We start from the raw sequence: 13217 nt of genomic DNA, 5'->3' as shown, positions 1-13217 counted from the left end.
ATCAAACCGACCGCGCGTGACGGCGATGGCCGCCGCACCTCCGGCCTCAGGACCCGCCGTCCTCGCCGTCCAGCCCGGCCTCGACCGCGTCCAGGCCCAGGTCGCCCAGCAGCGCCTGCGCCTGCTCCTGGCCCAGCGACTCCACGCTGCGCAGGCGGCGCTCGATGGTGCGGGTCTTGCGGCTGGCATCGCCCAGGCTCTTGCCCACGGTGCTGATCTGCTTCTCCGCGCGCTCGAGGATGCCGGCGAACTTGCCGAACTCGCTCTTCACCGCACCCAGCAGCTGCCACACCTCGCTGGAGCGCTTCTCGATGGCCAGGGTGCGGAAGCCCATCTGCAGGCTGCCGAGCAGGGCGGTGACCGTGGTCGGGCCGGCGACCACGATGCGGTGCTCGCGCTGCAGGGCGTCGGTCAGCCCGGCGCGGCGGATCACCTCGGCGTACAGGCCCTCGGTGGGCAGGAACATCACCGCGAAGTCGGTGGTGTGCGGCGGCACGATGTACTTCTCGCAGATCGACTTGGCCTGGATCCGGATCGCCTTCTCCAGCTGCGCGCCGCAGCTGCGTACCAGCTCCGGGTCGCCCTGTTCCTGGGCGTCGACCAGGCGCTCGTAGTCCTCGCGCGGGAACTTGCAGTCGATCGGCAGCCACAGCGGCGCCTCGTCGTTGCCGCGGCCGGGCAGGCGCACGGCGAAGTCCACCGCCTCGGCGCTGTCCGGGCGCAGGCGCACGCTGCGCGCGTACTGCTCGGGGGTGAGGGTCTGCTCCAGGATCGCGTCCAGCTGCACCTCGCCCCAGGTGCCGCGGGTCTTGACGTTGGTCAGCACGCGCTTGAGGTCGCCCACGCCGGTGGCCAGCTGCTGCATCTCGCCCAGCCCGCGCTGCACCTGCTCCAGGCGCTCGGACACCAGCTTGAAGGACGAATCCAGGCGGGTGGCGAGGGTGCTCTGCAGCTTCTCGTCCACCGTCTCGCGCATCTTCTCCAGCTTGGCGGCGTTGTCCTGCTGCAGCGCGCGCAGCTGCTGCTCCAGGGTGGCGCGCATCTCGCCGATGCGCAGCTCGTTGCGCGCGGTCAGCTCCTGCAGGCGCTGGTTGAGGCCCTCGGCGAAGCGCTGCTGCGATTCCAGCGCCTCCTGGCGGGTGACGCGGGCGTCCTCGGTCAGGCTCGCGCGCAGCGCCGCCAGCTGCTCGCCGAAGGCCTGGATGCGGGTGTCCTGCTGGCGGCCGAACAGGTCCAGCTGCGCGCGCATGTCGCCCAGCCGCTGCGACAGCAGCTCGCCCAGCCTGGCCTGCGCCTCGATGCCCTCGGCCCGGCCCTTGCGCGCGTCCTCGGTGAGGGAGTCGCGCAGCTGGTCCAGGCGGGCGTCGGTGCGGGTGCCCAGGTCGGCCAGGTGGCGGGCGAAGCCATCGATGCGCGCGCCCTGGGTGGTGGCCAGGCCGTCCAGCTGCTGGCGCAGCTCCAGGCGGCCGTCGCGCTGTTCGGCGCGCAGGGCTTCCTCCAGCTGCGCGCGCAGGCGCTCGAAGGCGGCGTCGGGGCGACGCAGCAGCAGGGCGACCACGCAGGCCAGGATCGCCAGCAGCAGGCCGGCGATGACGATCAGGAGCAGGGATTCGGTCATGCGCGAAGTGTAGCGGCCGGCGGTCTCAGGCCCCGCGACCGCGCGGGGCTTTCACGCCGGGGGAATCCGCGCGCCCACACAGTGCCGGCCATGGCCCGCCCCGCCCGCTATCCGGTGCGCCTGAAGCGCGTGTACGAGCCGCCGGACGCGGAGGACGGGCTGCGCCTGCTGGTGGACGGGGTCTGGCCGCGCGGGATGCGCAAGGACACGCTGGAACTGGAGGCCTGGCTGCGGATCATCGCGCCCAGCACCGCGCTGCGCCGCTGGTACGGCCACGACCCGGCCCGCTGGGAGGCGTTCCGCGCGCGCTACTTCGCCGAACTCGCCGCCAACGAGGCGGGACTGGCGCGATTGCGCAGCTATCTTGTGCGGGGGCCGGTAACCTTCGTGTACGCCGCGGCGGACGAGGAACACAACAACGCGGTGGCGCTGCGCGACTACATCCTGCAGGGCTCGGGCTAAGCCTTCGGGGTTTCGGTTGCGATTGCAACCATGCTGGCGCGGCAATTAGCCTGTGTGGTTTCGTGCCCCCGCGGCCACCCGCCAACCGGATCCTGCATGACCGCCAGTACCCCGTTGCTCGTGACCTTCTGCGCCTACCTGCTGCTGATGGTGGGCATCGGCTTCGTCGCCTGGCGGCGCACCCGTACCTTCGACGACTACATCCTCGGCGGCCGCTCGCTGGGCGGGCTGGTGACGGCGCTGGCGGCCGGCGCCTCGGACATGAGCGGCTGGCTGATGATGGGACTGCCCGGTGCGCTGTACCTGGCCGGGCTGTCGGAGGCGTGGATCGCGATCGGCCTGGTGCTGGGTGCCTGGGCCAACTGGCGCTGGGTGGCCGGGCCGCTGCGCCTGTACACCGAGCGCACCCGCAACGCGCTGACCCTGCCGGACTACTTCAGCCACCGCTTCGAGGACCGCAGCCGCCTGCTGCGGATCCTCTCGGCGCTGGTGATCCTGGTGTTCTTCGCCATCTACTGCGCCTCCGGCATCGTCGCCGGCGCGCGCCTGTTCGAAGGCATGTTCGGCCTGTCTTATGGCCAGGCCATGCTGTGGGGCGCGGCGGCGACCATCGCCTACACCTTCGTGGGTGGCTTCCTGGCGGTGAGCTGGACCGACACCGTGCAGGCCACGCTGATGATCTTCGCCCTGCTGCTGGTACCGGTGTTCGCGGTGCTCGGCGCCGGCGGCCCGACCGAAGCGGTGGCCCTGGTCGAGCAGGTGGACCCCACCCGGCTGCACTGGGTCGGCGCCGGCGGCGTGGTGGCGGTGGTCTCGGCGCTGGCCTGGGGCCTGGGCTACTGCGGGCAGCCGCACATCCTGGCCCGGTTCATGGCCGCCGAGAGCCTGGCCACCATCCCGCGCGCGCGCCGCATCGCCATGGGCTGGATGGTGCTGTGCCTGGGCGGCGCGGTCGCCACTGGCCTGTCCGGGGTGGCCTGGTTCGCCGCCCACCCCGCGGTCGCCGGCCCGGTGGACGCCAACCCGGAGCGGGTGTTCATGGCCCTGGGCGAGCAGCTGTTCAACCCCTGGGTGGCGGGCGTGCTGCTGTCGGCGATCCTGGCGGCGATCATGAGCACCCTGTCGGCGCAGCTGCTGGTGTGCTCCAGCGCGCTGACCGAGGACTTCTACCGCGGCCTGCTGCGGCCGCAGGCCAGCCAGCGTGAGCTGGTGTGGTTCGGCCGCGCCATGGTGCTGGCGGTGGCGGCACTGGCGCTGTGGATCGCGCGCGATCCCGAAAGCCGGGTGCTGGGCCTGGTGGCCTACGCCTGGGCCGGGTTCGGCGCGGCCTTCGGCCCGGTGGTGGTGCTGTCGCTGTGCTGGAAGCGCATGACCCGCAACGGCGCGCTGGCCGGCATGCTCGCCGGCGCGGCGACCGTGATCGCGTGGAAGCACACCGGCAGCGCGCTGTACGAGATGGTGCCCGGCTTCATCGCCGGCACCGTCGCGATCGTGGTGGCCAGCCTGCTGGACAAGGCGCCGGCGCAGGACGTGCAGGCGCGCCACGCCCAGGTGCGCGCGGCGCTGCGCGAGCAGGGCCACTGAGCGCGGCGGCTGCCGCGCGGCTTCAGCGCGCGGTGTAGCCGCCGTCGACCAGGTGGTAGCTGCCGGTCACGAACGAGGCTTCCTTCGACAGCAGGAAGCAGGTCAGCGCCGCGACCTCGTCGGAGGTGCCCAGGCGTCCGGCCGGGTGCAGGGCGACCAGGCCCTCGCGCACCGCCGGGTCCAGGCCCGACAGCAGCGGGGTGTCGATGAAGGCCGGGCCCACCGCGTTCACCCGGATGCCCTGGCCGGCGTATTCCATGGCCGCGGTCTTCGTCATGCCCAGCAGGGCGTGCTTGGCGGCGACGTAGGCGATCGAGCCGCTCCAGCCCACGCTGCCGAGGATCGAGGCCATGTTGACGATGGCACCGCCGCCGCTGGCCAGCATCGCCGGCAGCTCGTACTTCATCGAATACATCACCCCGTGCAGGTTGACGTCGATGACCCGGTGCCAGTCGGCCAGCGGGTACTCGGCGGTGGGGTGGGAGGGGCCGCCGATCCCGGCGTTGTTCACCGCCAGGTGCAGGCCGCCGAAGCGCTCCACCGTGGCCTGGACCATGCGCTCCACCGCCGCGGCATCGGCCACGTCCAGCTGGAACGCCAGCGCATCCGCCTCGCCGAGGCCGGCGGCCAGCGCCTGCGCCGCGGCGCCGTCGTAATCGGCGATGACGACCTTCGCGCCCTCGCGCGCCAGGCGGCGGCAGATGGCCTCGCCGATGCCCGATGCGCCGCCGGTGACGATCGCGACCTGTCCTTCGAACCTGTTCATGGCAATGCTCCTCTGGCGGGTTGCTCCCATGCTCGGGCCCGGGCGCGGCGGCCACCTTGATCGCGATCAACCCGCCGGCCGCACCGGCGGGGCGTGCTCAGTCCAGCACGCGGCAGAACACCGCCTTGAGGTAGCGCGACTCCGGCACGTGCGCCAGGAACGGATGGTCCGGGCCGGCGCCGGCCACCTTCAGCACCTGCACGGTGCGGCCGGCGTAGAACGCGGCGCGGCGCAGCATGTCCAGGAACTGGTCCTCGGCCACCAGGCCGGTGCAGGAGAACGTCGCCAGCAGGCCACCGGGCCTGACCACGCCCAGCGCCAGCTTGTTCATGTCCAGGTACTTCTTCAGCGCGTTGATGACCTGGTCGCGGTCGCGGGTCATCTTGGCCGGGTCGAGCACCACCGCGTCGTACTGCTCGCCGCGGGCGGCCGCGTCGCGCAGCCAGGGGAAGATGTCGGCCTGGACGAAGCGCGGGCGCACGTTGTTGAGGCGGGCGTTGCCCTTGGCGATCTCGATCACCGCCTCGTCGATGTCGATGCCGGTGACCTCGGCGGCGCCGCGCACCGCTGCGTACACGGCGAAGCCGCCGGTGTTGCAGCACAGGTCCAGCACGCGCTTGCCCGCCACCTGGCGCGAGAACCACTCGCGGTTCTCGCGCTGGTCGGCGAAGAAGCCGGTCTTGTGCGCCCCGGCCGGGTCGGCGCGGAAGCGGATCCCGTGCTCGGTGATGATGGCCGGCTCCGGCGAGCCGCCACCGCTGTACACCGGGCGGTAGTCGAAGCTCTCCTGCTTCTGCACGTGGTCCTCGGCGAAGCTGTAGATGCGCGCGCCGGGGAACTGCGCCTGCAGCGCGGCGTAGATCCACTCGCGGTAGCGCCACATGCCGGCGCTGAAGAACTCCACCACCAGCAGGTCGTCGTAGCGGTCCACCACCAGGCCGGTGAGGCCGTCGCCCTCGGCGTGGACCACGCGCCAGGCATTGGACACCTCGTCCAGCTTCAGCACCTCGCGGCGCAGGGCCACGGCCTGGCCGATCCGGCGCGCGAACCAGTCCGCGTCCACCGCCACCGCCGGGTCGGTCTCCAGGATGCGCAGGGCGATGCGCGAGTGGCCGTTGTAGAAGCCGCGGCCGATGAACTGTCCGTCCACGTCGTAGGCGTCGACGATCTCGCCCGGGCGCGGCCGCTGGGCCGGCTTCTCGACGAGCTTCTGGAAGATCCAGGGATGGCTGGAACGCCACGCGTTCTTCAGCCGCACGGTGGGGTAGGGGGTATTCATCGCGCAATTGTACGTTCGCCGGGGCCCGGCGGCCGCCCGCGGCGGGCCCGACCGTACCGCCGGGCATGGCCGCGCGCCGCGCGAAGCGCGCATCGGAGGGCAAAACACGCGACAATGCCGGGGTTTCGCCGCCGGGTCCTGCCGCCGCCGCGGGCGCCCCGGCGCTTCCTGTTCCGTACCGCCGTCCGCACCAGAGAGCCCCCGCAGACCATGTCGAACACGCCGAAGATCATCTACACCCTGACCGACGAAGCGCCGTTCCTGGCCACCCAGTCGCTGCTGCCCATCGTCCAGGCCTTCGCCGCCACCGCCGGCATCCAGGTCGAAACCCGGGACATCTCTCTGGCCGGCCGCATCCTGGCGCAGTTCCCGGACTACCTGGGCGAGGACCAGAAGATCGGCGACCACCTGGCCGAGCTGGGCGAGCTGGCCAAGCGCCCGGAAGCCAACATCATCAAGCTGCCGAACATCTCCGCCTCGGTGCCGCAGCTGAAGGCGGCGATCAAGGAACTGCAGGCGCAGGGCTACCCGCTGCCGGACTACCCGGACGCGCCGAAGGACGAGAAGGAAAAGGACATCCAGGCCCGCTACGACCGGGTCAAGGGCTCGGCGGTCAACCCGGTGCTGCGCGAGGGCAATTCCGACCGCCGCGCACCGGCCTCGGTCAAGAACTACGCGCGCAAGCACCCGCACCGCATGGGCGCCTGGAGCAAGGATTCGAAGTCGCACGTGGCGCACATGGCCGCCGGCGACTTCTACGGCAGCGAGCAGTCGGCCACCATCGCCGCCGACGGCGCGCTGCGCATCGAACTGGCCCAGGCCGACGGCCGCACCGTGGTGCTGAAGGAGAAGGTGGCGGTCAAGGCCGGCGAGATCGTCGACGCGGCCACCATGAGCCGCAAGGCGCTGGCCGCGTTCGTGGCCGAGCAGGTCGAGGACGCCCGCGCCAACGACGTGCTGTTCTCGGTGCACCTGAAGGCGACCATGATGAAGGTCTCCGACCCGATCATGTTCGGCGTGGTGGTCTCGGAGTTCTACAAGGACGCCCTGGCCAGGCACGCCGACGCGCTGGCCTCGGTGGGCTTCTCGCCGGAGAACGGCATCGGCGACCTGTACGCGCGCATCGCCTCGCTGCCGGAGGAGCAGCAGGCGGCGATCAAGGCCGACATCGAGGCGGTGTACGCGCGCGGCCCGGCGGTGGCCATGGTCAACTCGGACAAGGGCATCACCAACCTGCACGTGCCCTCGGACGTGATCGTCGACGCCTCGATGCCGGCGATGATCCGCGACTCCGGCCGCATGTGGAACGCGCAGGGCAAGCTGCAGGACGCCAAGGCGGTCATCCCGGACCGCTGCTACGCCGGCGTGTACCAGGCGGTGATCGACGACTGCAAGGCCAACGGCGCGTTCGACCCGACCACCATGGGCTCGGTGCCGAACGTGGGCCTGATGGCGCAGAAGGCCGAGGAGTACGGCAGCCACGACAAGACCTTCCGCATCCCGGCCGACGGCACCGTGCGCGTGCTCGACCAGGACGGCAAGCTGGTGTTCGAGCACAAGGTCGAGGCCGGCGACATCTGGCGCATGTGCCAGACCAAGGACGCGCCGATCCAGGACTGGGTCAAGCTGGCCGTGACCCGCGCGCGCCTGAGCAACACCCCGGCGGTGTTCTGGCTGGACGCCAACCGCGCCCACGACCGCGAGGTCATCGCCAAGGTCGAGAAGTACCTCAAGGACCACGACACCTCCGGCCTGGACATCCGCATCCTGGAGCCGGTGGAGGCGACGAAGTTCTCGCTGCAGCGCATCCGCCAGGGCAAGGACACCATCTCGGTGACCGGCAATGTGCTGCGCGACTACCTCACCGACCTGTTCCCGATCCTGGAGCTGGGCACCAGCGCGAAGATGCTGTCGATCGTGCCGCTGATGGCCGGCGGCGGCCTGTTCGAGACCGGCGCCGGCGGCAGCGCGCCCAAGCACGTGCAGCAGTTCCTCGAGGAGAACTACCTGCGCTGGGATTCGCTGGGCGAATTCCTGGCCCTGGCCGCCTCGCTGGAGCACCTGGCCGAGCAGACCGGCAATGCCAAGGCCGCGGTGCTGGCCAAGGCCCTGGACCAGGCCAACGGCCTGGTGCTGGACAACAACCGCTCGCCGGCGCGCAAGGTCGGCGAGCTGGACAACCGCGGCAGCCACTTCTACCTGGCCCTGTACTGGGCGCAGGCGCTGGCCGCGCAGGACGAGGATCCGGCGCTGCAGGCGAAGTTCGCGCCGCTGGCCAAGGCCCTGGCCGAGAACGAGGCAAAGATCGTCGCCGAGCTCAACGGCGCCCAGGGCAAGCCGGTGGACATCGGCGGCTACTACCACCCCGACCTGGCCCGCACCAGCGCGGCCATGCGCCCGTCGCCGACCTTCAACGCCAGCCTCGCGGCACTGGCGGCCTGAGCGCGGCCTCCACTTCCCGCTCCACCCGACGACGCCCGGCCTCGCGCCGGGCGTCGTGCTTCGTGGCGTCCGCCGGGTGCGCGGTGGCCGCGTCCAGGTCCACCACGTAGCCCTCCATCGACAGCAGCTGGCGGAACATCGCCGACAGCTCGCTTCCGTATGCGCCCGTGTTCCTCGTACCCATGTCCGTGCTCCGGCTGGCTTGAACGTGGATCAAGCTAAGGCGATGCTGGCCGCGCACGTAGCGCAAGTTCCACAAGCCAGACTTGAGGGAGGCTCAAGATGGGCCGGATTCCGCTGGACCAGGTGGAGGCCTTCGTCGCCGCCGCGCGGCTGGGCAACCTGACCCGCGCCGCCGAGCGCATGCACCTGACGGTGAGCGCGCTGAGCCACCGCATGCGCCAGCTGGAGCAACGCCTCGGCCAGCAGCTGCTGGCACGCGGCCCGCGCGGGGTGGAACTGACCCCTGAGGGACGGCGCCTGTACGAGGCGGTGGGCGGGCCGCTGGACGCGATCGCGCAGGCGCTGCAGCGCGCCAGCGCGCGCCGCCGCGGGCGCAGCATGACCATCAGCCTGATCCCCTCGATGGCCACCGCCTGGCTGGTGCCGCGCCTGCCCTCGTTCCTGGCCGCGCATCCGGACCTGGCACTGAGCCTGCAGTCCAGCACCCACGTGGTGGACTTCGAACGCGAGCCGGTGGACCTGGCCCTGCGCCTGGGCGGCGGCAACTGGCCGGGCGTGCGCGCCGAGCTGCTGTTCGACGAGTGGCTGGTGCCGGTGGCCAGCCCCGGCCTGCTGAAGCGGCACGCGAAGGTGCCGGCGGCGCAGCGGCTGGCGCGGCTGCCGCTGCTGGGCGATCCCTCCGGGCGCTGGGAGGACTGGTTCGCCGCCACCGGCGGCAGCGCGCCGGAGCGCTATACCGCGCATTTCGACGACACCGAGACCCTGCACCAGGCCGCCGCGGAGGGACTGGGCGTGGCGCTGGCGCGGCTGACCCTGGCCGAGCCGCTGCTGCGCGCCGGGCGCCTGGTCACCCTAGGCCGCAGGCGCCTGCCCGCCGGTTTCGGCCACTACCTGGTGTATCCGGAGCGCAGCCTGGCGCATCCGGCCTTCCCCACCGTGCGCGCCTGGCTGCTGCAGCAGGCCGCGGCTCCGTCCGCCCCGTGAACCGCCCCGCTACCATCCCGCCATGATCCAGGCCGAAGCCATTGCCCAGGTCGCACGCGACGCGTTCGACGACTACCACGCGCGGTTCGCCGCGATCAGCCGCCGCGCCAGGCGGCGCTTCGAGCAGCGCGACTGGGCCGGCGCCCGCGCCGACGCCGCCGAGCGCCTGGACCTGTACGACCTGTGCATCGACGAATGCCGCCGGCGCCTGGCCGCGCTGCTGGGCCTGCACGCGCACGACCGCACGCTGTGGGCGCGGGTGCGCGACCACTACGCCGCCTCGATCGAGGGCGCGATCGACACCGAGCTGTACAAGACCTTCTTCAACACCCTCGCCCGGCGCTTCTTCCGCACCCGCGGCCTGGACGCGGACATCGAGTTCGTGGCGCTGGACATCGAGCCCACCGACGCCATCACCCGCCCGGTGGCGCGGCACAGCTACGCGGTCTCGACCAGCCGCCCGGTGGACGCGTTCGTGCGCATGCTCGGCGACTACCGCTTCGACGTGCCCTATGCGCACCTGGCGCGCTGCGCGGCGGCGATCGCGGTGCGCCTGCAGGACGACCTGGCGCACTGGGGCGAGCATCCGGTGCGCTCGATCGAGTTGCTGGACACGGTGTTTTACCGCGAGCGCCGCGCCTACCTGGTGGGGCGGGTGTTCGGCGAGCACCGCTTCTCGCCCTGCGTGGTGGCCCTGGTCAACGGTGATTCCGGCATCCGCGCCGAGGCGGTGCTGACCCGCCGCGGCGACGTGGCCCAGTTGTTCGGCGTCTCGCGCAGCTACTTCCAGGCCGACCTGCCCACCGTGGGCGACGCGGTGGTGTTCCTGCGCACCCTGCTGCCGCACAAGCCGGTGGACGAGCTGTACACCGTGCTGGGCCGGGCCAAGCAGGGCAAGACCGAGCGCTACCGCAGCTTCTTCCGCTACTTCCACGCCCACCCGGCCGAACGCCTGGTGCCGGCGGAGGGCACCCCGGGCATGGTCATGGCGGTGTTCACCCTGCCCGGGCAGCCGCTGGTCTTCAAGGTGATCCGCGACCGCTTCGCCTGGCCCAAGCGGACCACGCCGGAGGAAGTGCAGGCGCAGTACGAGCGCGTGTTCCGCTTGGACCGGGTGGGCCGCCTGCTCGACGCGCAGCCGTTCCGGTACCTGCGCTTCCCGGCCGCGCGCTTCGACCCGGCCTTGCTGCGCGAGCTGCGCGAAAGCTGCGCCGCCAGCGTGGTCGAGGACGGCGACGACGTGGTGCTGAAGCTGTGCTACGTGCAGCGCCGCCTGCGCCCGCTGGACCTGTACCTGCGCGAGCAGGGCGCCGAGGCGCGGCGCGAGACGGTGCTGGACTACGGCCAGGCGATCGTCGACCTGGCGCGCAACGACATCTTTCCCGGCGACATGCTGCTGAAGAACTTCGGCGTCTCCCGCCACCGTCGCGTCGTGTTCTACGACTACGACGAGATCCGCTCGGTCTCCGAGCTGGAGTTCCGCGACTGGCCGCAGGCGACGACCTACGAGGAACAGGTCGCGGCCGAGCCCTGGTTCCACGTCGGCCCGCAGGACGTGTTTCCCGAACGCTTCGGCCAGTTCATGGGCCTGCCCGCGCCGCTGCTGGCCGCGCTGAAATCCGCCCACCCCGGCCTGTTCCAGCCGCAGTGGTGGCGCGACCTGCAGGCGCAGCTGCGGGACGGCCAGTGGCCGGATACACCGCCGTACCCTGATTCGTTGCGCCTCGCGTAACGAATCAGGGTACGGCGCGGGATTCGGGATTCGGGATTGCGGATTCGTAAGAGCGCCTCCGGCATGCCGCACGGCGAACGGGGGGCCGCTCCTGCTCTTTCGGGTCACGAATCCGCAATCCCGAATCACGGCCCCAATGCTAGTCTCGCCCCGTCCCCAAGCAGGAGCACGACGCTGATGAGCATGTCCCGTTCCCGTGCCTGTGCCCTGGCCATCGCGTTCGCCCTCGGCCTGCCGGCCGCGCAGGCGGGCGCGCAGGCCGCCGCTGCCGCCGAGCCGGCGCCTGATGCGGCGCTGCAGGCGGCCATCGGCGGTAGCTGGCGCGATCCGGCCAACGTCGCCCGCGACCGCTACCGCAGCCCCGGGCAGACCCTGGCGTTCTTCGGTATCCGCCCGGACATGACCGTGGTCGAGATCACCCCCGGTGGCGGCTGGTACACCGAGATCCTGGCGCCCTACCTGCGCGACCACGGCCGCTACGTGGCGGCGGTGGTCGATCCGCAGGCGGTGGACGCCGGCCCCGGCCGCGACTACCAGCAGCGCGCGCGCGCGGGCCTGGAGAAGAAGCTGGCCTCGGCGCCGCAGTACGGCAAGGCCGAGGTGGTGGCCTACGATCCCAAGGCCCCGGTGTTCGGCCCGGCCGGTTCGGCCGACCTGGTGCTGACCTTCCGCAACGTGCACAACTGGCGCATGGCCGGCCAGGCCGAAGGCATGTTCAAGGGCTTCTTCGACGTGCTCAAGCCCGGCGGCGTGCTGGGCGTGGTCGAGCACCGCGCCGCGGCCGACGTACCGGCCGACGACGGCAGCGGCTACGTCGGCCAGGCCCAGGTCATCGCCCTGGCCGAGGCCGCCGGCTTCGTGCTGGACGGCAGCAGCGAGGTCAATGCCAATCCCCGCGACACCAAGGACCACCCCAACGGCGTATGGACCCTGCCGCCGACCAACCGCCACGACGAGGCCGACCGCGGCAAGTACCAGGCGATCGGCGAAAGCGACCGCATGACCCTGCGCTTCGTCAAGCCGCCCCGGGAATGAAATGAACGGTGGGGGCGGGGGGCCGTGGCCCGCCCTCTCAACGCCACCAGGTTCTTCATCCCCCCAGGGCGCGCTGCCATGCACCGCCGCACCTTCCTCACCACGCTGGCGGCCGGACTGGCCGCCATGCCCCTGGCGCCGGCGCTGGCCGCCGGAGGAGACGCATCCATGCACGGACTGATCGGAAAACTGCGGGCCCAGCCCGGCCAGCGCGGGGCGCTGGCGGCGATCCTGCTGGAGTCCACCACCTCCATGCCCGGCTGCCTGGCCTACGTGGTGGCCGAGGACACCGAGGACGCGGACGCGCTGTGGATCACCGAGGTCTGGGACAATGCGCAAAGCCACCAGGCCTCGCTGCAGTTGCCGGCCGTGCGCGACGCCATCGCCCGCGCGCGGCCGCTGATTGCCGGCTTCGACTCGCACTGGATCACCCGGCCGCTCGGTGGCGTCGGCCTGGCCGACTGAGGTTCCGCCGCACCCCGATGCTGATCGCCTTCAACAAGCCCTACGGGGTGCTCTGCCAGTTCACCGACCGCAGCCAGCCGCCGCGCCCGACCCTGGCCGGCTTCGGCCTGCCGAAGGACGTGTACCCCGCCGGCCGCCTGGACCACGACAGCGAGGGCCTGCTGCTGCTGACCGACGACGGCGCGCTGGCGCACCGCCTGACCGATCCGCGGCACAAGCAGCCCAAGACCTACTGGGTGCAGGTGGAAGGCGACCCGCGCGAGGAACAGCTGCAGGCGTTGCGCGCAGGCGTGGTGCTCAACGACGGCCCCACGCGCCCGGCGAAGGTGCGGCGCCTGGACCCGCCACCGGCGCTGTGGCCCCGCGATCCGCCGGTGCGCTACCGCAAGACCGTGCCCGATGCCTGGCTGGAGCTGGTGATCACCGAGGGCCGCAACCGCCAAGTGCGGCGCATGACCGCCGCGGTCGGCCTGCCTACCCTGCGCCTGGTGCGCGTGGCGATCGGCCCGCACCGCTTGCACGGCGCCGACGGCACGCCGCTGCCACCTGGGCAATGGAGCGAAGTGGTGCGTTGAGGCGCCAGGCAACGGCGCGGCGAGCCGGGAGCCGTGGATCCGCGGTTCCCGCGAACTCCCGCACGAATCACGAATCCCGGATCACCAATCCC

At 71.7% G+C, this 13217-nt stretch carries 11 protein-coding genes and 1 pseudogene; 8 read left to right on the top strand and 4 right to left on the bottom strand.

What is annotated here, in order from left to right; translation table 11 throughout:
- Window positions 1-46: 46 nt before the first annotated feature.
- Window positions 47-1618, bottom strand: coding sequence for a DNA recombination protein RmuC (gene rmuC, locus EIM47_RS06360; RefSeq protein WP_028915703.1), 1572 nt, complete (start codon window positions 1616-1618; stop codon window positions 47-49).
- Window positions 1619-1708: 90 nt separating this feature from the next.
- On the opposite strand from rmuC, the gene EIM47_RS06355 reads away from it, so the two are divergent.
- Window positions 1709-2080 carry a DUF488 family protein gene (locus EIM47_RS06355; RefSeq protein WP_019397485.1) on the top strand — a complete coding sequence of 124 codons (372 nt, stop codon included), beginning with the start codon at window positions 1709-1711 and terminating at the stop codon, window positions 2078-2080.
- A 96-nt stretch (window positions 2081-2176) separates the two neighbouring features.
- Window positions 2177-3664: a sodium/proline symporter PutP gene (gene putP, locus EIM47_RS06350; RefSeq protein WP_125076431.1), complete on the top strand. Its 1488-nt coding sequence runs from the start codon at window positions 2177-2179 to the stop codon at window positions 3662-3664.
- A 22-nt stretch (window positions 3665-3686) separates the two neighbouring features.
- Here putP and EIM47_RS06345 read toward each other — a convergent pair whose 3' ends face one another.
- Together EIM47_RS06345 and EIM47_RS06340 are read right to left on the bottom strand one after the other, a co-directional pair.
- Window positions 3687-4430 (bottom strand): SDR family oxidoreductase, encoded by a 744-nt coding sequence (locus EIM47_RS06345; protein WP_125076430.1) that lies wholly within the window; start codon window positions 4428-4430, stop codon window positions 3687-3689.
- Window positions 4431-4527: 97 nt separating this feature from the next.
- Window positions 4528-5709, bottom strand: a complete 1182-nt coding sequence (locus tag EIM47_RS06340; protein ID WP_019397482.1) for a class I SAM-dependent rRNA methyltransferase — start codon at window positions 5707-5709, stop codon at window positions 4528-4530.
- A gap of 210 nt (window positions 5710-5919) precedes the next feature.
- Here EIM47_RS06340 and EIM47_RS06335 point away from each other — a divergent pair, with 210 nt between their 5' ends.
- Window positions 5920-8151 carry an NADP-dependent isocitrate dehydrogenase gene (locus EIM47_RS06335; protein WP_028914265.1) on the top strand — a complete coding sequence of 744 codons (2232 nt, stop codon included), beginning with the start codon at window positions 5920-5922 and terminating at the stop codon, window positions 8149-8151.
- On the opposite strand, the gene EIM47_RS06330 is transcribed toward EIM47_RS06335, so the two are convergent.
- Window positions 8120-8335: a hypothetical protein gene (locus tag EIM47_RS06330; protein WP_232210955.1), complete on the bottom strand. Its 216-nt coding sequence runs from the start codon at window positions 8333-8335 to the stop codon at window positions 8120-8122. The two genes, EIM47_RS06335 and EIM47_RS06330, sit on opposite strands and share 32 nt — an antisense overlap.
- A gap of 98 nt (window positions 8336-8433) precedes the next feature.
- On the opposite strand from EIM47_RS06330, the gene EIM47_RS06325 reads away from it, so the two are divergent.
- The 5 genes and pseudogenes from EIM47_RS06325 to EIM47_RS06305 form a co-directional block, all read left to right on the top strand.
- Window positions 8434-9318, top strand: a complete 885-nt coding sequence (locus tag EIM47_RS06325) for a LysR substrate-binding domain-containing protein (RefSeq protein WP_125076428.1) — start codon at window positions 8434-8436, stop codon at window positions 9316-9318.
- A gap of 22 nt (window positions 9319-9340) precedes the next feature.
- The gene (aceK, locus tag EIM47_RS06320) at window positions 9341-11050 is read left to right on the top strand and encodes a bifunctional isocitrate dehydrogenase kinase/phosphatase (RefSeq protein WP_125076427.1); all 1710 of its coding nucleotides are present in this window, start codon (window positions 9341-9343) and stop codon (window positions 11048-11050) included.
- 183 nt (window positions 11051-11233) lie between these two features.
- Window positions 11234-12085 (top strand): class I SAM-dependent methyltransferase, encoded by an 852-nt coding sequence (locus tag EIM47_RS06315; RefSeq protein ID WP_205948694.1) that lies wholly within the window; start codon window positions 11234-11236, stop codon window positions 12083-12085.
- Window positions 12086-12163: 78 nt separating this feature from the next.
- The gene (locus EIM47_RS06310) at window positions 12164-12550 is read left to right on the top strand and encodes a putative quinol monooxygenase (RefSeq protein WP_125076425.1); all 387 of its coding nucleotides are present in this window, start codon (window positions 12164-12166) and stop codon (window positions 12548-12550) included.
- Window positions 12551-12567: 17 nt separating this feature from the next.
- Window positions 12568-13056 (top strand): annotated as a pseudogene (locus tag EIM47_RS06305) (pseudouridine synthase); the annotation flags it as partial.
- Window positions 13057-13217 lie beyond the last annotated feature (161 nt).

This window comes from Pseudoxanthomonas sp. SGT-18, from assembly GCF_003931645.1.
In the GTDB taxonomy this organism is placed as follows: Bacteria; Pseudomonadota; Gammaproteobacteria; order Xanthomonadales; family Xanthomonadaceae; genus Pseudoxanthomonas.
The sequence above is the reverse complement of the archived record's forward strand: the minus strand, read 5'-3'. Positions and strand labels throughout refer to the sequence as shown.

Excerpts from the sequence above, each read along its gene's own strand:
- EIM47_RS06345 (WP_125076430.1), bottom strand. The coding sequence starts at position 4,430 with ATGAACAGGTTCGAAGGACAGGTCGCGATCGTCACCGGCGGCGCATCG.
- EIM47_RS06310 (WP_125076425.1), top strand. The coding sequence starts at position 12,164 with ATGCACCGCCGCACCTTCCTCACCACGCTGGCGGCCGGACTGGCCGCC.
- putP (WP_125076431.1), top strand. The coding sequence starts at position 2,177 with ATGACCGCCAGTACCCCGTTGCTCGTGACCTTCTGCGCCTACCTGCTG.
- EIM47_RS06330 (WP_232210955.1), bottom strand. The coding sequence starts at position 8,335 with ATGGGTACGAGGAACACGGGCGCATACGGAAGCGAGCTGTCGGCGATG.
- EIM47_RS06325 (WP_125076428.1), top strand. The coding sequence starts at position 8,434 with ATGGGCCGGATTCCGCTGGACCAGGTGGAGGCCTTCGTCGCCGCCGCG.
- EIM47_RS06340 (WP_019397482.1), bottom strand. The coding sequence starts at position 5,709 with ATGAATACCCCCTACCCCACCGTGCGGCTGAAGAACGCGTGGCGTTCC.
- EIM47_RS06355 (WP_019397485.1), top strand. The coding sequence starts at position 1,709 with ATGGCCCGCCCCGCCCGCTATCCGGTGCGCCTGAAGCGCGTGTACGAG.
- EIM47_RS06315 (WP_205948694.1), top strand. The coding sequence starts at position 11,234 with ATGTCCCGTTCCCGTGCCTGTGCCCTGGCCATCGCGTTCGCCCTCGGC.
- EIM47_RS06335 (WP_028914265.1), top strand. The coding sequence starts at position 5,920 with ATGTCGAACACGCCGAAGATCATCTACACCCTGACCGACGAAGCGCCG.
- rmuC (WP_028915703.1), bottom strand. The coding sequence starts at position 1,618 with ATGACCGAATCCCTGCTCCTGATCGTCATCGCCGGCCTGCTGCTGGCG.
- aceK (WP_125076427.1), top strand. The coding sequence starts at position 9,341 with ATGATCCAGGCCGAAGCCATTGCCCAGGTCGCACGCGACGCGTTCGAC.